This is a genomic window from uncultured Umboniibacter sp. (assembly GCF_947497555.1).
GTDB lineage: Bacteria > Pseudomonadota > Gammaproteobacteria > Pseudomonadales > DSM-25080 > Umboniibacter.
The window spans coordinates 216,376-237,398 of sequence record NZ_CANMGY010000003.1; the positions used below are offsets into that span (position 1 = coordinate 216,376).

The window sequence follows — 21,023 nt, forward strand, 5'->3', positions numbered from 1 at the left end:
ATGGTTTGTCATGAAACAGAGTTTACAATTAAAGACCAGCCTCAAGATGACCATGACACCGCAGCTTCAGCTGGCGGTGAAAGTCCTACAACTATCTACACTTGATCTTCAGACTGAGATTCAAGACACGCTAGATCGCAATCCACTGTTAGATCTCGAAGACAACAACCCTATCCTGCCTTCAGAGAGCAATTCACTGAGCAACGAACAGCGCGATGAGGATCCATCAGCTAGCTATGAATTGGAACAATCCACCGCTGAAGCTAAATGGGAAAAAGATATCCCAAGTGAAATGCCTGTCGACAGCCAATGGGATGAGGTATATTCCGGCGGCTCAGCTAAGACTTCGAGTGATAATGATTTTGATTTTCTCGCTAATCGTACTCAAGAAAGTAGCTTACAGGATCACCTCAGCTTTCAATTGGAGATGAAACCGCTGTCCGTACGCGACCGACTAATCGGCGACTACCTAATTGATAGCATCAATTCGAATGGGTGGCTTACTGCAGAACTTAGCTCCATCACTGAAGACTTAAATACCCACGAAGAACCCGAGAACGATGAATTCGAAATTGATGAAATTGAAGCAATACTGCATCTAATCCAAAGCTTCGATCCGATCGGAGTGGGTGCCAGAGACCTTGGGGAGTGCATCGCTCTTCAGCTAGGAGAAATGGACGGAGAGCACCCTACAGTTGCCAGAGCTATCGTCATTGCTCGTTCGCATATGCCGGCAATTCTAAAGCAGGACTTCAAAAAACTCGCAAAATTATTAAGATGCTCCGAAGGTGAACTCGATTTATCTATTGATTTGATTCAAAAGCAAAACCCACATCCCGGTGATATCTTTTCAGAGACAGATTCAGAATATGTCATTCCTGACGTACTCGTGTCGCTTCGAAAAGATCTCTGGCATGTCGAGATCAACCCGGAGGTAGCACCAAGACTTTGCGTTAATCGTGAGTACTCCGCGCTGATTAAACGTGGTGATGTGAGTGACGACAATAAGTTTCTCCGAGAAAATCTCCAAGAGGCGCAATGGTTTATAAAAAGCGTTGAAAGCCGTTTTGATACCCTCTTCAACGTGGCATCGGCCATTGTTGAGCGCCAGCGAGCATTCTTCGATTATGGTCCTGAAGCAATGAAGCCAATGGTTCTCGCCGACGTGGCAGAGGAACTCGGCCTTGCGGAATCTACTATCTCGCGCGCAACTGCGGGCAAGTATATGCTAACTCCAAGAGGCGTTTTTGAACTCAAGTATTTCTTCTCGTCTCATGTTTCATCGGACAGCGGCGACGCTACCTCAGCAACAGCAATTAAAGCATTTATCAAGAAGCTTGTTGCGAGCGAGGCGCCAAATAAACCTTTATCCGATGCAAAACTGATGGCACTTTTAGAAGCAGATGGTGTCAAAGTAGCAAGAAGAACTGTGGCGAAATATCGTGAAGCTATAGGTATTGCACCGTCAAGTCAGCGGAAACGTCTCAAATCATAGAATTTTTCCCACAGTTTGTTGAAAATCTATTACCTTTAAATAATGGAGAGTCATTATTTTTTCAGACGGTTTGCAGCGAAGACAGCCCGCCAAATCCGTCAATAGAAGGGGTTCTTTCCCCAGGCTGTTCTCTTAATCGATAGCAATACGAAGAGGGTCAATACTTATGCAAGTAAATATCGCTGGACACCAACTTCCTCTCACCGACGCCATTCGCGCTCATACCATGTCAAAACTCGAAAAGCTTGAACGCCATTTTGACAACATCCATAATGTAAATGTGACATTTAGTGTTGAAAAGAACGGTCAAAAAGCGGAAGCTACCTTACATGTTCTCGGAGAAGACATTCATGCAGAGAGCGTTGAGGATGATCTTTACGTAGCGATTGACCATATGGTTGATAAGCTTGACCGACAAATTCTAAAGCACAAGGAGAAAGGGATTGCCGCAAGACGCCAAGGCTGATCCCACGCCATCATGGAGTTAGCACATCTTCTAACCCCTGAAACAACCCGAGCACACGCTCGGGTTAGCAGTAAAAAAACCTGCCTAGAACTGGTTGCTAAGATTGCTTCTGATTCACTTGGAGTCAGTGATTCAGAGCTTTTTAAGGCACTCTTTGAGCGTGAGCGACTGGGCAGCACTGGTCTCGGAAACGGCATTGCCATTCCGCATTGCCGAATTTCAAACTGTCAGAATATTATAGGCGTCCTACTGACGGTAGAAACCCCAATAGACTTCGACGCTCCCGACAATCTCCCCGTTGACGTCGTGTGTGCACTCATCGCGCCCAGGGAGGCCACATCAGCTCACTTGCAGGCGCTTGCAGCGATTGCTGAGCGCTTTAATGATGAAAAGTTCGTCGATCAACTTCGTCAAACAAGCAGCACAACCCAACTTTATGAGTTCGTAAACGGAAGTCTTAGTTAAATACTGAACACAAGCATGCTTTCAGAAAAAACCTAGAGGGAACTGAAGATGACTGCGCCAACGCAGCTAATAATCGTAACCGGTCGCTCCGGGTCTGGAAAGAGCCAAGTACTCAACACCTTAGAGGACAACGGCTTTTATACGGTCGATAATCTTCCCGCATCTCTGATTCCTGATCTAGTTGATAAGGTTAATCAAAACAATGACGTTTTCAGAGGCATTGCCGTTGGCATTGATGCCCGTAATAGCCGTAGTGAAATTGCACGATTTGGCACCATTGTCGAGTTACTTAAACAACTCAAAATTCAAGTCCGCATTATCTTTTTGGACGCCAGCACTGAAATTCTGATGACGCGTTTCTCAGAGACGAGGCGTCGCCACCCGCTTTCAGGGGATAGCCAAGCGCTACGCGAATCACTTCAAGAGGAATTAATACTCCTTGAGCAGCTTTCAACTTTGGCAGATTTACGTGTCGATACTTCAACCACAACAGTTCATGAACTCAGATCCCTGGTAAAAGAGAAAATTGCGAGCGCTGAGAACGAAACTAGACTCAATCTCACGTTACAGTCGTTTGGCTTCAAGCATGGAGTGCCTAATGATTCAGACTTTGTATTCGATGTTCGTTGTCTTCCGAATCCCCACTGGGATGAAGGATTAAGAGCCTTCTCAGGGCGGGACATTCAAGTGGTTAACTTCCTTAAGGATGAGCCAATGGTAAAGGCTATGCTTGAAGACATCTCTCAACTCGCTGAACGCTGGATCCCCGAATACGAAGGTGAAAATCGCGCCTACTTCACCATTTCCATCGGCTGTACTGGTGGCAAGCATCGGTCTGTCTACCTCGCCGAGGCGCTTGCAAGGCGACTCTTAGAACAACATCCAAACCTTGTTGTTCGTCATCGAGAGCGTCACCGCTGGACTTCGAAACCAAGCTAGCTAGCAAAATTTTTAAAATGAGTGTCATTTAGTGGTAGACTAGGCAGCGATAATAGCTCCTATACGTGACATTCTATGATTACCAAGAAAATTTCTATCATCAATAAACTTGGACTTCATGCTCGAGCAGCCGCGAAGCTAACTAAATGTGCCTGCGAGTTTAGCTCTTCTGTCCAAATAGGCTACGCTCAACGAGAGATTGATGCTAAAAGCATTATGTCGGTCATGATGCTCGCCGCTGCCCAAGGCGCAGAAATTGAAATTAGCTGTGAAGGTTCAGATGAAGAGGCTGCTATGATGAGTATTGAGGCGCTAATTAATAATCGCTTTGACGAAGACGAATAACCGTCATGATACACGATGATGCGCTATCCCACGAACAGTACGCCGAGCTCGGTAATGCCGTAGCCCAAGACGACGGTGCTCGTATTCGTAGCGTCATCAAGCACTTACCTCCGGTCAATCAAGCGCGACTAATTGAAAGTTCAACGCCTCCAACTCGTCGGCTATTGTGGGAAAATATCGCCGACGAGGCCCAACCTGAAGTATTAACCGAACTCTCTGAGGATATCCAAAGTCAATTTCTTGAGCGCATGGAAGCCTCCGAAGTTGCGGCGGCTACAGAAGGCCTCGAAACCGACGATATTGTCGATATTCTCCAGCAGTTACCCGAAAATATCATCCAAGATGTATTACAAGAAATGTCTTGGCAGGATCGTCATCGTGTTGAACGCGTCTTAAGCTTCGATGAGGACACCGCCGGCGGCCTCATGAATACCGACACCATTACAGTGCGCCCCAAATTTACTCTCGATGTCGTCCTGCGCTATCTTCGTCGTCACGACGACCTACCAAACACCACGGATAGTTTGTTCGTTGTGAATAGCGGTGATGAGTATGTCGGTACACTGCCTCTGTCACGGGTACTCACTTCCGACCCGAGTATGACGGTGCGCGAAGTCATGGTGACCAGCGTTGAACCCATCGTTGCCACCGCAACCGATCGTGAGGTCGCTATGCTCTTCGAGCGTAACGACTTAGTTTCGGCACCCGTCGTAGATGAAAGTGGATGTCTACTCGGTCGAATTACGATTGATGACGTCGTTGATGTGATTCGTGAAGATACTGACCATAACATGATGGGCTTAGCGGGCTTAGATGATGACATCGACACCTTTGCCACGGTTCGCAAGTCCCTTCCGCGTCGAGCACTGTGGTTATCTATCAATCTACTGGCAGCATTTACCTCTTCCAGCGTCATCAAGATGTTTGAAGCAACCATTGAACAGGTCGTTGCACTCGCTATCCTAATGCCTATCGTAGCCAGTATGGGTGGCGTTGCAGGAAACCAGACACTAACCGTTGTTATTCGCGGCATGGCGCTTGGGCAGATTAGCAAAAGTAACCTCGGCTGGTTACTCCGCCGTGAACTCACCATGGGTCTAATCAATGGTCTATTTTTCGCGATCTCCGTCGGTTTAATGAGCTACCTATGGTTTGGAGCCTGGACCTTAGGACTAGTCATTGGCCTCGCGCTAATATTTAACCTGTTAAATGCGGCAATTGCAGGCACAGTCATCCCGCTCGTGTTAAAATCAATGAAAATCGACCCAGCACTCGCAGGTGGAATGATTCAAACCACTGCAACGGATGTCCTGGGATTCCTGTCCTTCTTAGGACTAGCGACCATTTTCTACGGCTAACACATGACTGAACAAAACAATGACCATGAAGATGATTGGATCAGTAAATCTGAAGTCAAACGACAGATGGATGCACTGCAGTCATTAGGCACCTCACTGATCGAACTCAACAAAAAGCAGCGCGCGACGATTCCAATGTCGGAACTACTGACTGAAGCCATTGACGAGTACGATCGGCTCAAGCACAAGGAAGCAAAACGCCGAATGATGCAGCGTATTGGGAAATTGATGCGTGACGAAGATAGCGAAGCAATTCAAAATGCCTATGAACTGACTCAGCCCGGCTCCGAAGCAAATGTTAGACGTGAAAAGCAGCTGGAATCTTGGCGCGCTCGTCTTATTGACCGCGGTGATCAAGCTGTTTTTCAATTGATTGAAGAGTTTCCACAAGTTGACCGACAACAGATGCGAAATTTGGTTCGAAATGCTCAGAAGTCAGCAGCTAAACAGCCGGAAACCCCCTACTCTACTAATGATGCCAAGAAGCTTTTCAAAGCCCTGCGCGACTATCTAATCAACTAGGACCTTATATCACTAGCTAGGCGGCGTGGTCTATCTTGCGCCCGCTATCTTTTCGATAAATCCGTTTTCCTTGCGCGAATAGACAGCAATAAGATTCAACACTTCGAAGGTCTAATGTAGAGCACTACTTTTCTTCATTTTTCCCAAAGAAGCGCTCAAACGTTACATTCGGATCATCTATCGACCCATCAACTTTATAACTTAAGGTTGAAAGCTGATCTACTTGCCCCTCAAAGAGCTGACTCGCTAGAAATACACCAGCCGCGGCAGGTAAACTCACAGCGATAGCGGTGATCCATGCGACATTATTTCCCACCGGCAAAGTTATATTCAAGCGCGAGTCAACCGTATTTCTATTCAAATCAGCAGTGCCTGTCATCACGAAGCGAGATGACGGACTATCTAGTTCGACGGGGGTTACCACGCTAAGATGTCCCGAATCGAGGATAAATCGACCCGACAGTTCATCAAAGCTAATCCCGCCTTTCTCGAGATCGGAAAAATCTAGCTGCAGTCTTCTTGCCCAAGTATTGAAGTTAAATAAGTTAAAAAGTCGCATTGCGTCGGTGCTCGCAGAACTCGTCTCAAGCCGACCTCGCTTAAGGTTGAAATCTACATCCGCAGCGGCAGCAAGTAGATCAAATTCAAGTGGGTTACCATGCCAACTAGCGCGGAGTGCTAGCTCGGCTTGCTCTGCTTTGATAGGAATCTTCCAATCCATTTCTGTGCGCAACTGCTCGAAACTATTCGTGACCATTCGCAGATTCAGCGCTGTGGATGTACTATTTTCACGCTCTCGCCACTCAACCCAAAGGGACTCCTCAGCTGCTGGTTCTACTGACAAGCTGCCATACTGACCAATAATATTCTCTAGCCTAAAGCCATCATCGATGTTCCGGGTTCTGAACTGCCAGCGGCCTAAGTCGTTACCACCAACACTTAAGCCGTCAACCCGCACATTCAGCTCAGGAAGTCTCCGAAGCTCCATTGCTGAAATAGGCTTCGATCCCTGCTCTTGGTCGCTAGTGCTTCCAGCGTTGACCCCCGGCAGATTTAAATAGTCAAGATTGAGCTCCCACGGTTCATCTCCGTCTGCAATCCGAACGCCGCCCGAGAATTCGTTCGCGCTCGCATCAAATTTCCAAGCGTTAGTCTGGCGCGTAGCGACACCTTCAACGGCTGTGAGAAGTATATCGTCGGAGAGCCGCAACTGATTAGTTCGCACGGCTGCGCCAAATGTTAAGCCGGACACCACATCACTATCTGAACCGAAAGTGGTCTGTTTTCGACTAAACCAATCCAAAAACCGATTTGGGTCTAGATAATCGAGCTCTGCGCTTAGCCAGATATCGGTTCTAGGCTCGTGAAATTCGGAATCAAGTTTTCCAAGCGAGATACTCGACTTTGTTAAAGCGCCTCCCACTACCTCCAGTTTGCCGTGAAAATCATCGCGATAGTCAATCTCAACCGTAAACCCGTTCTGATAAAACGGTATCGTGACTCTTAACGGAGTTTCCTCAGATGCTGTTTTCGACCAACGATCAGGGAGATCGATGGCGACTCCTGCAAGATTCGACTGAAAAATAACCCTGGGTGGAGCGTCCTTCCGCAAGCTAAAGCTACCAGTGAAGTCCGTAGTTCCTACACCAATGAGATCGAGCGGTTGACCGATCCAGTCGGCAATTTCGGTCATTGAGGCCTTGGTATTAAAACCTAGAGAAAGATCATCGAGGTTTCCGCTTAAGTTAATGCTCAGCGGGTCGCTATAGAACACTCCCTCCAAATTAGTCGACTCAAGGCGATATAGATCCGATTCAACATGTCCGGTTAAGGATGCTATTGAAAGGCCAACATCGTCCATTATCATGTCGACACCATTCAGCTCTGCATTAATCAGGATTTGCGGAATAACTCCAGGTGAGAGTTCACTGCTGAGCTTTATTTCGGCATCCACTTCGCCAGCAAACCCCCAACTACCCAGCGTAGATTCGATATTTGACCACACTGGTGTCTGCTGGAATGATTGGATAATATCGCCACTCTCGCCGGTGGTGATGGCATCTACCTCGAGCTCCATAACGCCCTGGTTGTTCGGCGCTAGGAAGAGCTTTTCGACCACCACGGTACCGCCTAAATAAGACAGCGGCTCAATCTCTGCTGTGACCTGATCGTTATTGACGATCACTCTTCCATTAAGCGCTTCAATAGCAGGCCAATCATCTAAATAGTTGAGAGTTGTATTCTGTGCATCGACTTTTAACTGCAAGGCCGTACAGGTCGAACACGCTCCATCGATCTCTGTAAGCATCACGAAGTCCGCCTCTGCAATATCACCGGCCACTAACGCACTGTCCAACCAATCTCGTAAGCCCGGCGAGACGATAAAGGGAACTAGCGTCTCATGCCAAACTACTTGCGAATGATCCAAGCCGATTTGCAAGGTTAGCTTACTCTTAACATCCTCAACGGGTTTAGTTAATCCATCTAAGTAGAATGCGCCTGACATAACTCCCATGGGGCCAAGCATTTGTAAGTTGTTAGCGCCAACCTGCACTCGGTCTGAACTAGGGTCTACTTGCCAATAAACTCTGCCCGAAGTTTGATCTGTTTCAAAACCGCCATGATAAATAGTTGGAAAAGCCATAGTAAGATCGGTAGCCTGAATGTCTATATACCCATTCAACGCGCCAGCCACTAACTCCCCCGACAAGTTGGTTACAGCAGGTGCACCTCCCCAGGCTTCCAAATTCACCCCATCAAGCTGCGCACTAATAGCCGTATCATTGGGTGAAGAGAAAGGCACTTTGACAGATAAATCTCGAAGCGTCCCCACGGGACTAAGCGTAGCGAATACCTCAGTCAAACCGCTATCGGGGAGTTTGGCGATAGCGTCGCTAGTCCCCGCTAGATCTAAATATGGGATATCAAACTGAAGGAACGCCTGTGGTCCCGTCAATTCACCCTCAATCAATATGGTCGGCAACGTATAGGCAGTGTCGTTTAGCTGAAACTCAGCATTCTCGAGAAGGAGTCGACTAACTCGCTGCCCATCCCACTGGATCGCCAGGCCCGTTCGAACCGAGTGCAGCTTAAACTGCTCCCAAGTGGAAGGGAGAGGAACATAACTCAACGAAATTTCGCCCTGCGCTTGGACTTGGTCGATTGAATCCCAGGTAGCCCAAAGCTGCCCGCCAATTGCAAGATCTTTCGATAAATTCAATTCGCCTGAGAAGAGGCGTGATTCTAAAGCTAGCGCTTTGACGTCATCATCGATGACTTGATTCCGAATATCAAGGTAAGCCTCACCATCGAACTTGGTCGACCAAGGAAGTCCTTCAAACTCCGCCAAAAATTGAACCTGTCGAGCTAGACGACCTACCAGTAACTGAGCTTCGATGCTGTGTGCTGAACGACGTGACTGAATATTGGCCTCAGCAATAACTAAGGGTAACTCCACATCGTTTCGAGTGATCAATTTAACGGTTGAATTTCTTAATATCAGTGAATTCGTTCGAAACAAACTGTCCAAAAACTGCTTAACGTCAGTTCCTTCAGTTGCTCCAGCACTACCACTAGAGAACCAGAGGCCATTTTCGCGCTGACGCAGTGAAAAATTAAGCCCTACAATCTCGCCACTTCGTGTCGTTAGCGCGCCATTCCAAAGTGAACTCAATAGGTCAATCTGAAGAAATACCCGCTCCAATGTTGCGATAATGTCGCCATTACGGTCTACAACGCGAACACCCTGGACCTCAACTTCAGGAGCTAATCCATGCCACCCAGCAGAAATCGCATCGCTGTTGACTTCTAATCCGGTAACTCTGGAAAGGTAACTATCGAATTCCGCTCGATATTTATAGGCATTCGGCGCCAGCTCTCTTGCAAGACTGATCACCACCGCAGAGACCACCAGCAGACTAAGTAAAGTCCACCAGAAAGATGTGATTAGGAAGGGAACTATACGCTTCGTCATACTAAAATAATGTCATACTGTTCTTGGCTGTAGAGAGGTTCGTGACGAAACTCAATGAGCTTACCGGATAATTGTTCAATATCGGCTACCGCATTGGATTCTTCGTCTAGGAGACGATCGATAACGGCTGAAGAAGCCACCACCACGAGCTTTTCTCCCTCGTACTGACGCGCGTCACGTAAAATTTCTCGAAACACCTCATAACATACTGACTCAGCTGATTTAACAACGCCCCGACCATCACAGACTGAGCACAGGTCGCAGACCTGCTGCTCTAAGCTCTCTCGTGTTCGCTTGCGTGTTAGCTCAATGAGACCAATCTCTGAAATACCCGTGATCGTTGACTTAACCGAGTCTTTGGCCATGACCTTCGCAAACGCACGATGAACAGTTCTTCGGTGCTCAGCATCTTTCATATCAATAAAATCGAGAATGATAATTCCACCGATATTTCGTAATCTGAGTTGGCGAGCAATGACACTAACCGCTTCAAGATTCGTTTTGAAGATGGTCTCTTCAAGGGTCTTTCCGCCTACGTAGCCTCCGGTATTCACATCAACGGTAGTCATTGCCTCCGTCTCATCAATCACGATATGCCCACCAGACTTAAGCTGAACCGTTCGCTTTAACGCCTTATGAATTTCATCCTCAACGCCAAACAGGTCAAATAGAGGGGTCTGCCCAGTGTTTAGCGATAGTCTTGCGGTGATATCAGGAAAATACTTGTTGGTAAAACCCATGAGCTCTTCGTAGACACCGTTATCATCGATTCGAATTCGATCGATGTTAGGGCTAACGTAGTCACGGATAACTCGCAAATAAAGCGGTAAATCTTGATACACTCTCCGGGGAAATTTCTGAGTTGTATTGACGAGTTGATGCTCAATATCTAGCCATAGTTTTTGCAGAAACTTCGCATCAGAAGCAAGTTCACGCTCGTCCGCTCCTTCGGCCACGGTTCGAATGATGAATCCACCGCCACGTTCATCGCGGCATTGCTCAGTAATAAGCTTTAGGCGCTCTCGCTCAATTTCATCATCGATGCGCTGAGACACACCAACATGATCCGTCTTTGGCATGTATACCAAATATCGAGAAGATAAGCTGAGGTGGGTAGTCACCCGAGCTCCCTTGGTGGCGATAGGATCCTTAAGAACCTGCACAGCGATCCGCTGACCTTCATGGAGTAATTCTCGTATCGGCGGGGTTGCCGACGAGGGTTTGCGCAGCTCCATACCGTGCTGATCTAGCTCAACGACATCTTGAGCATGAATAAAAGCAGCTTTCTCTAAGCCGATATCCACGAAAGCAGCCTGCATGCCCGGTAGTACACGCTGAACTTTACCCACATAGATATTGCCAACCAAACCACGATGATTAGCACGCTCTAAGTAAAGTTCATGCGCCAATCCATCTTCAACAATCGCTACGCGAGTTTCAAGGGGGGTTATGTTAATTAGTATCTCATTACTCATCGTAGTTCAGTACTCGAATTCCGAATAGGGCTAATAGCTCAGCCGTCTCTACTAAAGGTAGACCCACTACAGCATGGTAGCTGCCACTGATACGCTCAACGAAAGCACCACCGATTCCTTGTATTGCGTAACCGCCTGCTTTGTCTTGCGGTTCTCCCGAATCCCAGTAATACGTCATTTCTGACTCTAAAATGGATCGGAAGTACACCGTAGTAGACACTACGCGACTTAACGTTTTCACACCATCCGTAAGAGCCACTGCCGTGAGGATTTCGTGGCTTCGCCCCGACATCCGTTGCCACATTAAAAAAGCATCATCTCTATCTTTTGGCTTTTCCAAAACGGTGCCATCAAGCACGCCGAGGGTATCGGACCCAATGACAATACCCTCTCTACCTTTAATTCCCGCCTCGGCCTTTTCACGAGCCAAACGCTCAACATAGGCGGTGGGAGATTCATCCTCAGCCTGAAATTCAATGAGGTCATTAGTCACTACCTCGAATGGCACCCCTAAAAGCTTCAGTAGCGCTTTACGACGAGGTGAACCCGAAGCTAGAAAAAGTTGTTTTGTCATCATCGGGGCATCGCTCTCTGCGGGTGAATCCATCGCATAAAGAGACTCCAAACAGGCCAAACTAAGGCCGACGTGAACGCAGGTAATAAATAGTTTAACCCCGGAATCGCGTCGCCGCGAATTGCAAAGCCCCAATTAATAATAGCTTGAGAAATCCCCATTACTACAAATATAAATAGGATTCGTTGTACCCAAGTAAACATTAACAGGCGGCGATTCATCAACGTGGTCAAATAGGCAACAACGCAGAACCCTAATGCATGTGAGCCAAACAGTGCACCCGTTAGCGAGTCAGCAATTAGGCCACAGATAAAAGCCGAGCCCAGGGAAACCTTATCAGGAAAATATAGACACCAGAAAACTACGCTCAATCCCAGCAATGAGGGACGATAAATTGGCTCAACTATCCCCGCAACGGTTAACAACACAGCAACTAGCACCGTGATCACCGCCGACATCCAAACTTGGGGCAACATTAGGTTAACGCTCCTAACTCAGCGGGAGGTTCCGCTTCACCCGAAGGAGTGACGATCGTTTCATCAAAATGAGGAACCAGAATCATATAGAAGCGGCTCCTATTTAATTGAGCGTAAGGGCGGATACGAATTTCCATGAAGGGTTGGTTTGGGTCACGCAACAGGAAGTCAACTTCACCCACTGGATAGCCCTCGGGAAAGACATCCCCCAAACCAGACGTCACAATGATATCTCCCGGTTGTACATTCGAGGTTTGCGGCACGAATAGAAGTTGAAGCTGACTAATGTCTCCCGCCCCTTCTGCTACCGATCGGATACCACTATCAAGAAAACGTACCGGAAGCGCGTGACTCTGATCAGTGAGAAGCAAAATACTGGCGGTCGTTGCAGACACATCAATCACCTGTCCAGCGACACCTAATCGATCTAAAACAGGTAATCCAATTCTGACGCCATCGTCTTGGCCCTTATCAACAATAATCACCTGCCTAACGGGGTCTGGAGAAACACCAATTAGCTGACCTGTGATTACATCGTGACTCAAGCGCTCCGAGGCACCCATCATTTGACGTAGCCGATCATTTTCAGTGGTCACGGACTGAAATCGCTGTAACAGCAACTGAAGCTGATCATTTTCAGCTCGGAGAGAGGCGTTCTGAGCCATAAGTCGCTCACGACTCACGAGATTATCATCCCCCCACTGGTCGACGCGGTCAGGCAAACTCGTCAGCCAATAAAAAGGCGCTGACAAAGTTGTCAGCGCCATTCGCAAAGAGCTTAAGCCCAAGTTCTTATCAACAACTAATAGAATGACTGCCACGACCATGAGCCGAACAAGGTAACTTCCTAACTTGGCGTCACGTTTAAACAGCGGTTTGATAAGATCACCTCAATTATGAGAACAGTAATCCAAGCTTACTATTATCCAACATTTCCAAAGCCTTACCGCCACCACGTGCCACACAAGTAAGTGGATCTTCGGCAACAATGGCTGGTAGACCTGTTTCTTCCATTATCAGGCGATCAAGATCGCGCAGCATAGCTCCACCGCCTGTTAGCACGATACCTGATTCGGCGATATCGGAGGCTAACTCTGGTGGAGATTGCTCCAGAGCCGTTTTGACAGCCTGAATAATTCCTGCCAGAGGATCCTGAAGCGCCTCAAGAATTTCATCGCTATTAAGCGTGAAACTACGTGGTACACCTTCGGCCAAATTACGACCACGAACATCGATCTCACGCAATTCAGAGCCGGCATAGGCGCAGCCAATTTCATGCTTGATTCGCTCTGCTGTAGCATCGCCAATAACACTGCCGTAGTTACGACGGACATAGTTCGAGATTGCCTCATCAAAGCGATCGCCACCAATGCGCACTGAATCAGAATAAACAACGCCCGAAAGTGCCAAAATAGCGATTTCAGTGGTACCACCACCGATATCAACGACCATTGAGCCACTGGCCTCTTCAACCGGCAGTCCCGCTCCAATAGCCGCAGCCATAGGCTCCTCGATTAAGTGCACTTCACGTGCCCCGGCACCCAACGCCGACTCACGAATCGCACGACGTTCAACTTCGGTTGCCATGCAAGGCACGCAAATCAGTACGCGAGGACTTGGCGTCACAAACGATGATTCATGCGTCTTTCGGATGAAATGTTGTAGCATTTTTTCGGTCACTTTGAAGTCGGCGATGACGCCGTCTTTTAGTGGTCGAATGGCAGAAATATTGCCCGGCGTTCTACCCAGCATGCGCTTGGCTTCAACCCCGACGGCTTCAACCATTTTGGTGCCCTTGTGATCGCGGATTGCAACCACCGATGGTTCATCTAGGATGATGCCTTTGTCCTTGGCATAGATTAGTGTATTGGCAGTACCCAAATCGATCGAAAGATCGCTTGAAAACATTCCGCGAATGCCCTTGAAAAGCTTCATTTAATTAACCTTTTTATATGTGTTTGACTACGCGTCATAATGGTTAGATCTAGGCGTCAAACTTTTTTGTATAGAATGATGCAACTCTAACAACCATGGGGTTTTAGAGCAAGGAGCTAATGTGTTAAGTTACGTCCATTGGTCGGTTTTTTAGGCTCGGTTCGCTTTTATGACCACAGAGTACCAATTTCGTTCGCTTTTAAGAGGTTTTTACGCGGTATGTCCATTACTAATGAGTCCGTTCAACACGTTGCTGAACTCGCAATGTTATCACTTGATCAGCCAGCCATCGACAAGGCGACAACTAAACTCAACCAAGTCCTTGATATGATCGACAAATTGCAGGCGGTGGACACCGAGAATGTAGAACCTTTAGCGCACCCCTTGGATGCTATCCAAGTGCTGAGGGCTGACGAAGTCACCAAGTTAAATCGTCGAGAGGCATTACTTAGCAATGCTCCAGAAGCTCAAGATGGGCAATTCGTTGTTCCACGCGTAGTAGAATAGGAACTGCCACATGACATTGCATACCCAATCCGTTACTCAGCTCAGCCAACTTCTAAGTCAAGGCTCGCTATCAAGCACCGAACTGACTGAGCATTTTTTGCAGCGTATCGAATCGCTCGATAACCAAATCAATAGCTTCATTACCGTAAACCGCGAAGGCGCCCTAGCGCAGGCTAAATTAGCCGATGCACAACGCGCAAGCGGTTCGGCTGGCTCACTCACCGGTGTCCCCATTGCCCACAAGGACATTTTCTGCACCAACGGTTTAAGAACCACCTGTGCAAGCCGTATGTTGAAGGACTTCATTCCTCCCTACGAGTCAACCGTTACCACAAACATTGCCGCGGCTGGCATGGTGAACTTAGGCAAGACAAATATGGATGAGTTCGCTATGGGCTCGTCCAATGAAACCAGCTTCTTCGGAGCCTCTCGCAACCCCTGGAACACCGATCATATACCGGGCGGTTCATCCGGCGGCTCCGCAGCGGCCGTCGCGGCGGCCTTAGCCCCTATCGCTACGGGAACGGATACTGGTGGCTCGATACGCCAACCGGCCGCTCATACCGGGTTAACCGGCATCAAGCCAACCTATGGGTCGGTTTCACGCTGGGGAATGATTGCCTTTGCGTCCAGTTTGGACCAAGCAGGGCCTATGGCCACTTCAGCTGAAGACGCAGCGCTCCTTTTAGAAACCATGGTCAGCCACGACGATAAGGATTCCACGAGTGTTGCTCACCCGAATGGAGCATTCACCAAAAACCTAAACGCTTCGATTGCTGGAATTCGTATCGGCGTACCTGAGTCGTTCTTCAACGCCGACTTGGACACCGAAGTGGGCGATGCCATTCAGCAAGCCATCAGCCAACTACAAAAGCTTGGCGCCATTATCGTTCCTATCTCTCTAGAGATGAATCAACATGCTTTGAGCGCTTACTACGTCATTGCCCCCTCGGAAGCCTCGGCGAATCTTAGCCGCTTCGACGGTGTCCGCTTTGGTCACCGCTGCGACGACCCAAAGGACCTCAAGGATTTATATAGTCGTTCTCGTAGTGAAGGTTTTGGGGCTGAAGTACAAACTCGGATTCTAGTTGGCACCTATGCCCTGTCAGCGGGTTACTACGACGCCTATTACCGTAAGGCACAAAAGCTACGTCGTCTCATTAAAGAAGACTTCGAACAGGCCTTCAAACAGGTTGATATGATTCTAGGCCCAACTACCCCAAACACCGCCTGTAAGATTGGTGATAAATTCGGCGACCCGGCGAAGATGTATCTCGAAGATATCTACACGCTAGCCGTTAACCTTGCTGGCCTGCCAGCCATTTCACTCCCCTGCGGCATCGCCAACGGCCTCCCTATCGGCATGCAGCTCATTGGCAAAGCCTTCGGTGAAGCGGATATTCTCCAAATGGGACATCAGTACCAGCAGCATAGTGACTGGCATAAACAGCGAGCGCCTTTAGCATTGCAGGGGGTTTCAGCATGAAGTGGGATGTAGTTATAGGCTTAGAAATTCATGTTCAGTTAGCCACTCGGAGTAAGATCTTTTCCGGCAGCTCCACGCAGTTCGGCGCGGCCCCGAATACCCAAGTTGATGAGGTCGACATGGCGCTGCCAGGCACCTTGCCAGTGGTCAATCGCGGCGCCATTGAAATGGCGACAAAGTTCGGTCTAGCTATTGGTGCGGAGATTGGCAGAGAGTCCGTCTTCGAACGAAAGAATTACTTCTATGCGGACCTTCCAAAGGGTTATCAAACTACTCAGCTTGAGAAACCGATTGTTGGGGCGGGCGAAGTCACTGTAACACTCGAAGACGGCTCTGAGCGTCATATTCGCATTCACCACGCTCACCTCGAAGAGGATGCAGGTAAATCTATTCACACTGAAATACCCGGCAAGACGGCTATCGATCTCAACCGTGCGGGAACACCGCTCATTGAAATTGTCACCGAGCCCGACATCAGATCCGCTGAGGAAGCCGTTGCTTTCCTGCGTAAAATCCACTCACTAATTACCTATATTGGCATCTCCGATGGCGATATGTCTCAGGGTTCAATGCGCTGTGATGCCAACGTCTCGGTTAAACCGGCGGGGCAGGAAGAACTCGGCACGCGTGCAGAGATCAAGAACATCAATTCGTTTCGCTTTGTTGAGAAAGCGATCAAGGTGGAGACGCAACGACAGATTGAATTAATCGAAGATGGCGGAACCGTTGTCCAAGAAACACGCCTCTACGACAGCGAAAAAAATGAAACGCGCAGCATGCGATCTAAGGAAGTAGCCAACGACTATCGCTACTTCCCCTGCCCCGATTTACTGCCGATTCACATCGACGATAGCTTCATCGAAGCGCTTCGCGAATCGCTCCCAGAGCTTCCTGACGACAAAGCCAAGCGTTTTGTTTCGGACTATCAAATACCCAACTATGACGCACAACTCATAGCTAGTGACCGCTTACTATCTGAATATTACGAAATCGTCGTCGAGGGTTGCAAAAGTGCTAAATTGGCAGCCAACTGGGTGATGGGTGAGCTTTCGGCTGCGCTGAATCGTGACAGTATCACCATTGAAGAATCTCGGATTAGCGCCGCTCACTTGGCTCAGCTTATTCAACGAATTAATGACAGCACACTATCATCTAAAATTGCCAAGCAGGTGTTCGAGTCCTGCTGGAATGACCAGTTAGCGCCTGACGAAATCATTGAACGCGATGGCCTAAAGCAGAACTCCGATAGCGGCGCACTCGAGCTGATGATTGACGAAGTGATCGCTAATTCGGGCACTCAAGTAGCCAACTACGCTAAGGCCGCCGCCGACAAGCGGCCAAAAATGCTCGGCTATTTTGTTGGGCAGATCATGAAAGCGAGTAAGGGGCAAGCTAACCCTAAAATGGTCAACGAGCTGCTTATCGCGAAGCTCAATGTTTTAATTGAGGAGTAACTATGGCTACACCACAGGTACCTATTTCTTCGTTTACTTATGTTGCCAAGGGCCTACGGCTCTTGCTTGATAAACGTATTCGTCCCTTTGTGGTGATTCCAATTGCCATCAACGCCATATTGTTCATTGGGCTCAATATCTATGTGTTTAGCCACCTTAGCGAATGGAATCAGTGGCTGGTTGATACTTATCTACCGGACTGGGATTGGCTCCGTGCGTTGGTCGGATGGTTAGTCGCTATTCTCGCCACCTTAGGAATCTTGGTGGGCAGCGCTTACACCTTCAACTTCGTGGCTGGGCTAATTGCTGCGCCGTTCAATGGCTTACTGGCCGAAAAGGCCGAGGAGTTATTGTCGGGAAGAAAGCCCCCGCCAGAGAAGATCTCCGCGATGATTTGGCGCACCCTTGGTAGAGAGCTGCGTAAGCTAGGCTATTTTATTCCCCGCGCGCTAGGTGTGTTACTGGGATGCTTGTTGCTAGGCTTTATCCCGGTTATTGGCTTAATTGCACCCTTTCTAGCCTTTGCCTGGGCTGCCTGGTCGCTGTGCATTCAGTACTCGGACTACTGCTTTGATAACCATCAAATCGATTTTAACGAATCACTGAATAAGTTGCGGAAAACTCGCCCTCAGAGTTACGGCTTCGGCGCTACCATCGCCGGTGCGTCGATGATTCCCATCATTAACTGGTTCGTGATGCCCGCAGCAGTGATCGGCGGTGTTGTCTATTGGGTGGAGAAGCATCAAGACGCCCACTTTGAAGCAAAACTAAGCAATAGCGATTAGTTTTCTTGGTGTTTAATCATTTTCTCGGCGATAAAAAAGGCGCTCCATATAGGAAGCGCCTTCGATAGAGCTAGCGCATCTTCGTTTAGCTCGTCAACATTAATCCGTTACTGTTAATTCGTTACTTACCCCACGCCGGAGTGCTTTTAGTGGGTGGGTTAAACCATACTCCTCCAAAAGAACTGACTAGTCTAAGACATGAGTGAGTCCATCTAGTGCCATCTGTACTGAGATCATAACCAGAATCATCCCCATCAAACGCTCTACCGCTACCAAACCTCGGTCACCCAATAATTGATAGAACTTGGTGGAGAAGAAGAGGATCAGCGCAGACACCGCCCATGCCGCGAGTAGTGCTCCAGTCCACTCCAGCATCATTTCGGGGTTTTGACCAACTAATAGCATGAGGAATGCCATCGCTGACGGCCCAGCAACTAAGGGTATCGCCAGAGGGACTATAAATGGCTCACCGGACGCGTGCTCGCCCATAATACCGCCCTCAGCCGGTGGGAAAATCATTCGAATTGCAATAATGAAGAGCACTATAGCGCCACCGATCGAGATCGTTTCGGTTTGTAAACCCAACGCGTCAAGGACGACCTTGCCGAAGAAGAGAAAAAACAGAAGAATTCCCAACGCGATGAGGAGTTCGCGGATTAAGACTCGCTTTCTACGTTTCTCGTCGACATCACGTAATACCGCTAAGAACACCGGGATATTTCCCAGAGGGTCCATTACCAGTAACAGTGTTAAAAAGGCGGTTAGCCAATCCATTTTAGCGTTCCTATATTTAAGTCAAATACGTCAGACGACTTTAGCGGTTAGTTTAGTGCATCACAGCGCTGAAGAAATGCCTGCACCTTCTCGTACTGATCCAAGCGGTTCTCCTTAAAATATAGACCATGCCCCTCTTTATCATAGAAGTAATACTCATAATCTAAGTCAGTTTGCTCAAGGGCCTCAATCATTGTCTCGGCGCCCACCATTGGCGTACGAGTATCCTCTCGCCCGTGCACGATCATGAATGGCACGTTGATCTTATCGAGGTTATGAATAGGTGAATTCGTTCGAAGGAATTCAGGGTCCGAGCCAATAGCCTTATTCTCATAACCACCAGTATTGAAACCTGAGCCCGCATCCCACGTTTCCAATTGCTGAGCTAGGTCGAAAACACCGGCAATGATTACGCTACAATCATAATAATCGTTGTGGCGCACAATGCTCTGAGCCGAGGCATAGCCCCCGTAGCTTCCACCCATAATGTAAACCTTTTCACCCACTGAGTAATTAGCCTGAACAAACTCTGCGCCTTCGCGCATATCATCAAGCATCCGTGTGCCCCACTGAAGGTAACCCGCTTCTTCAAAATTCAGCCCGTAGCCACCCGATCCGCGGAAGTTCGGCGCAAAGACCGCATAGCCAAGTTCAGCCATCATTTGCATCCGCCCATCGAAGCTGAACGGAATATAGGGGCCATGAGGTCCACCGTGTATATAGCTCACTAAACCCTTCGGTTGGCCGTTACGAGGCATTAACAACCAGCCCTGAAGCTGAACGCCGTCGGAGGATTCGTAATTAATGGCTTCGAAGGAATTGAGCGCAAGCTGATCAATCTTATCCGCTGACCCCACCAAAAAACGCGCTTGCCCTTTATCCGCTTCCCAAACATAGTATTCGCCATTAATGCCCGGCGAACCTACGTGAAGAGTAAAGTTTTCAGAATCATCGTCGGCACCCGATAAAGAGACAGTATAGCCCGCGAAACTGCGAACAAATCCGCCAACAATTTTCGCCGCCTGGGTATCTTGATACATTTTAAATTCTGGCTTATCCGCTACCCACTGAGCAAACTCGGGATAGCCATCTCGATCGTAGTTAATCTCTACGGAAGAAACGAAGCCAAATTCATCTTCAACCGTTACCTCACCACTGTGTAATGCAATCTTAACTAACTGCTGAGGGGCATTAAGATCTTCACCTACCTGAGACAAACCAAATACGAAATCACCATCAGCCGTGACAGATTGCGCATAAAAACCACCGGGCAAATCAACACTGATTTCGGCCCAACGCTCGTTTCTCCCACGATGGAAGTAACGGGTTTCATAGTCAGTAGTTATTGCCCAACTGAAGGCCTTTGTAGCCTCGCGATTGGTCAGAAACGCTGCACCTCGAGCCGGCCCCGTCACTAACTTCTTCATATCACCGGTCGCTAACTCTAAGCGATAGATCGACGGTCGTACACCACCATCAGCCCGCTCCCATGGGGTGATAGAAACTAGGATGTTGTTGGGGTCGTCGGGCAAGGATGAAAGCACTTGCATACCACCGCGAATCAAATCACCTCGGGCTCGAGCATTATCTTCATAATTACCTTGGTAATACCAAATACGTTCATTATCACCCGTGTTGACGTCCAATAAAAACAGATCCCCGGCATCCGCAGGGCGTTGTCCTTCATTAATTTCGGTGAGAACCGCGTAGGCGTACAATTCATCGTCAATCCAGTAGCCGTAGGAAACTTCGATGTTATCACTCTCTTCATAGCGAATACTTTGGACGGGTTCCATCGTCTCACGCGACAGGATAATTAGGGTATTACGCCCTTCTCGTTTTTGCACCACTGAGAAATACTCGCCGGTCGGCGATACCGAAAGGTTACGGAATTCTCTGCCATCTAAAAGTGCTTCGAAGCTCTCTGGCAGCTCAGCGTTAACCGGTATGCTAGTAATCGCGAGCAATAGCGCGATGGTAATCGTTCTTATCAT

The 21,023-nt window shown here is 48.3% G+C and carries 19 protein-coding genes; 11 read left to right on the forward strand and 8 right to left on the reverse strand.

Annotated elements, in window-relative coordinates:
* Positions 1–10 precede the first annotated feature (10 nt).
* From Q0698_RS05840 to yjgA, 7 genes are all read left to right on the forward strand, one after another.
* Entirely contained in the window at positions 11–1,495 is a 1,485-nt protein-coding gene (locus Q0698_RS05840; protein ID WP_298634659.1) for an RNA polymerase factor sigma-54, read from the forward strand.
* A 166-nt stretch (positions 1,496–1,661) separates the two neighbouring features.
* The gene (gene raiA, locus Q0698_RS05845; RefSeq protein ID WP_298634661.1) at positions 1,662–1,961 is read left to right on the forward strand and encodes a ribosome-associated translation inhibitor RaiA; all 300 of its coding nucleotides are present in this window, start codon (positions 1,662–1,664) and stop codon (positions 1,959–1,961) included.
* A 12-nt stretch (positions 1,962–1,973) separates the two neighbouring features.
* Positions 1,974–2,426 (forward strand): PTS sugar transporter subunit IIA, encoded by a 453-nt coding sequence (locus Q0698_RS05850; protein WP_298634664.1) that lies wholly within the window; start codon positions 1,974–1,976, stop codon positions 2,424–2,426.
* Between the two features lie 48 nt (positions 2,427–2,474).
* Complete coding sequence (rapZ, locus tag Q0698_RS05855; RefSeq protein ID WP_298634666.1) at positions 2,475–3,365, forward strand: RNase adapter RapZ; 891 nt, start codon at positions 2,475–2,477, stop codon at positions 3,363–3,365.
* Positions 3,366–3,440: 75 nt separating this feature from the next.
* On the forward strand, positions 3,441–3,710 hold the full coding sequence (locus Q0698_RS05860) for an HPr family phosphocarrier protein (protein WP_298634669.1): 270 nt from the start codon (positions 3,441–3,443) through the stop codon (positions 3,708–3,710).
* 5 nt (positions 3,711–3,715) lie between these two features.
* Positions 3,716–5,068 carry a magnesium transporter gene (mgtE, locus tag Q0698_RS05865; protein ID WP_298634671.1) on the forward strand — a complete coding sequence of 451 codons (1,353 nt, stop codon included), beginning with the start codon at positions 3,716–3,718 and terminating at the stop codon, positions 5,066–5,068.
* A gap of 3 nt (positions 5,069–5,071) precedes the next feature.
* Positions 5,072–5,590 carry a ribosome biogenesis factor YjgA gene (gene yjgA / locus Q0698_RS05870; protein WP_298634674.1) on the forward strand — a complete coding sequence of 173 codons (519 nt, stop codon included), beginning with the start codon at positions 5,072–5,074 and terminating at the stop codon, positions 5,588–5,590.
* A 124-nt stretch (positions 5,591–5,714) separates the two neighbouring features.
* Here yjgA and Q0698_RS05875 read toward each other — a convergent pair whose 3' ends face one another.
* The 6 genes from Q0698_RS05875 to Q0698_RS05900 are packed head-to-tail and all read right to left on the reverse strand — an operon-like array spanning position 5,715 to position 14,023.
* Positions 5,715–9,563 (reverse strand): AsmA-like C-terminal region-containing protein, encoded by a 3,849-nt coding sequence (locus tag Q0698_RS05875; protein WP_298634676.1) that lies wholly within the window; start codon positions 9,561–9,563, stop codon positions 5,715–5,717.
* Entirely contained in the window at positions 9,560–11,038 is a 1,479-nt protein-coding gene (rng, locus tag Q0698_RS05880; protein ID WP_298634679.1) for a ribonuclease G, read from the reverse strand. Before rng ends, Q0698_RS05875 begins: the two co-directional genes overlap by 4 nt.
* Positions 11,031–11,615 carry a nucleoside triphosphate pyrophosphatase gene (locus Q0698_RS05885; RefSeq protein ID WP_366140278.1) on the reverse strand — a complete coding sequence of 195 codons (585 nt, stop codon included), beginning with the start codon at positions 11,613–11,615 and terminating at the stop codon, positions 11,031–11,033. Before Q0698_RS05885 ends, rng begins: the two co-directional genes overlap by 8 nt.
* Positions 11,612–12,088, reverse strand: coding sequence for a rod shape-determining protein MreD (gene mreD, locus Q0698_RS05890; protein ID WP_298634681.1), 477 nt, complete (start codon positions 12,086–12,088; stop codon positions 11,612–11,614). Before mreD ends, Q0698_RS05885 begins: the two co-directional genes overlap by 4 nt.
* On the reverse strand, positions 12,088–12,969 hold the full coding sequence (gene mreC / locus Q0698_RS05895) for a rod shape-determining protein MreC (protein WP_366140287.1): 882 nt from the start codon (positions 12,967–12,969) through the stop codon (positions 12,088–12,090). Before mreC ends, mreD begins: the two co-directional genes overlap by 1 nt.
* Positions 12,970–12,982: 13 nt before the next feature.
* Positions 12,983–14,023 carry a rod shape-determining protein gene (locus Q0698_RS05900; protein ID WP_121877213.1) on the reverse strand — a complete coding sequence of 347 codons (1,041 nt, stop codon included), beginning with the start codon at positions 14,021–14,023 and terminating at the stop codon, positions 12,983–12,985.
* Positions 14,024–14,242: 219 nt separating this feature from the next.
* Between Q0698_RS05900 and gatC the strand changes: the two genes are divergently transcribed.
* The 4 genes from gatC to cysZ are packed head-to-tail and all read left to right on the forward strand — an operon-like array spanning position 14,243 to position 18,255.
* Positions 14,243–14,530: an Asp-tRNA(Asn)/Glu-tRNA(Gln) amidotransferase subunit GatC gene (gene gatC, locus Q0698_RS05905; RefSeq protein WP_298634683.1), complete on the forward strand. Its 288-nt coding sequence runs from the start codon at positions 14,243–14,245 to the stop codon at positions 14,528–14,530.
* Positions 14,531–14,540: 10 nt separating this feature from the next.
* Positions 14,541–16,016: an Asp-tRNA(Asn)/Glu-tRNA(Gln) amidotransferase subunit GatA gene (gene gatA, locus Q0698_RS05910; RefSeq protein WP_298634686.1), complete on the forward strand. Its 1,476-nt coding sequence runs from the start codon at positions 14,541–14,543 to the stop codon at positions 16,014–16,016.
* Positions 16,013–17,470 (forward strand): Asp-tRNA(Asn)/Glu-tRNA(Gln) amidotransferase subunit GatB, encoded by a 1,458-nt coding sequence (gatB, locus tag Q0698_RS05915; protein ID WP_298634688.1) that lies wholly within the window; start codon positions 16,013–16,015, stop codon positions 17,468–17,470. Before gatA ends, gatB begins: the two co-directional genes overlap by 4 nt.
* A gap of 2 nt (positions 17,471–17,472) precedes the next feature.
* Positions 17,473–18,255 carry a sulfate transporter CysZ gene (cysZ, locus tag Q0698_RS05920; protein WP_298634690.1) on the forward strand — a complete coding sequence of 261 codons (783 nt, stop codon included), beginning with the start codon at positions 17,473–17,475 and terminating at the stop codon, positions 18,253–18,255.
* Between the two features lie 186 nt (positions 18,256–18,441).
* Here the strand turns inward: cysZ and Q0698_RS05925 are convergent, their stop codons facing one another.
* Positions 18,442–19,029, reverse strand: a complete 588-nt coding sequence (locus tag Q0698_RS05925; protein ID WP_298634692.1) for a YhgN family NAAT transporter — start codon at positions 19,027–19,029, stop codon at positions 18,442–18,444.
* 47 nt (positions 19,030–19,076) lie between these two features.
* Positions 19,077–21,023 (reverse strand): prolyl oligopeptidase family serine peptidase, encoded by a 1,947-nt coding sequence (locus Q0698_RS05930; RefSeq protein ID WP_298634693.1) that lies wholly within the window; start codon positions 21,021–21,023, stop codon positions 19,077–19,079.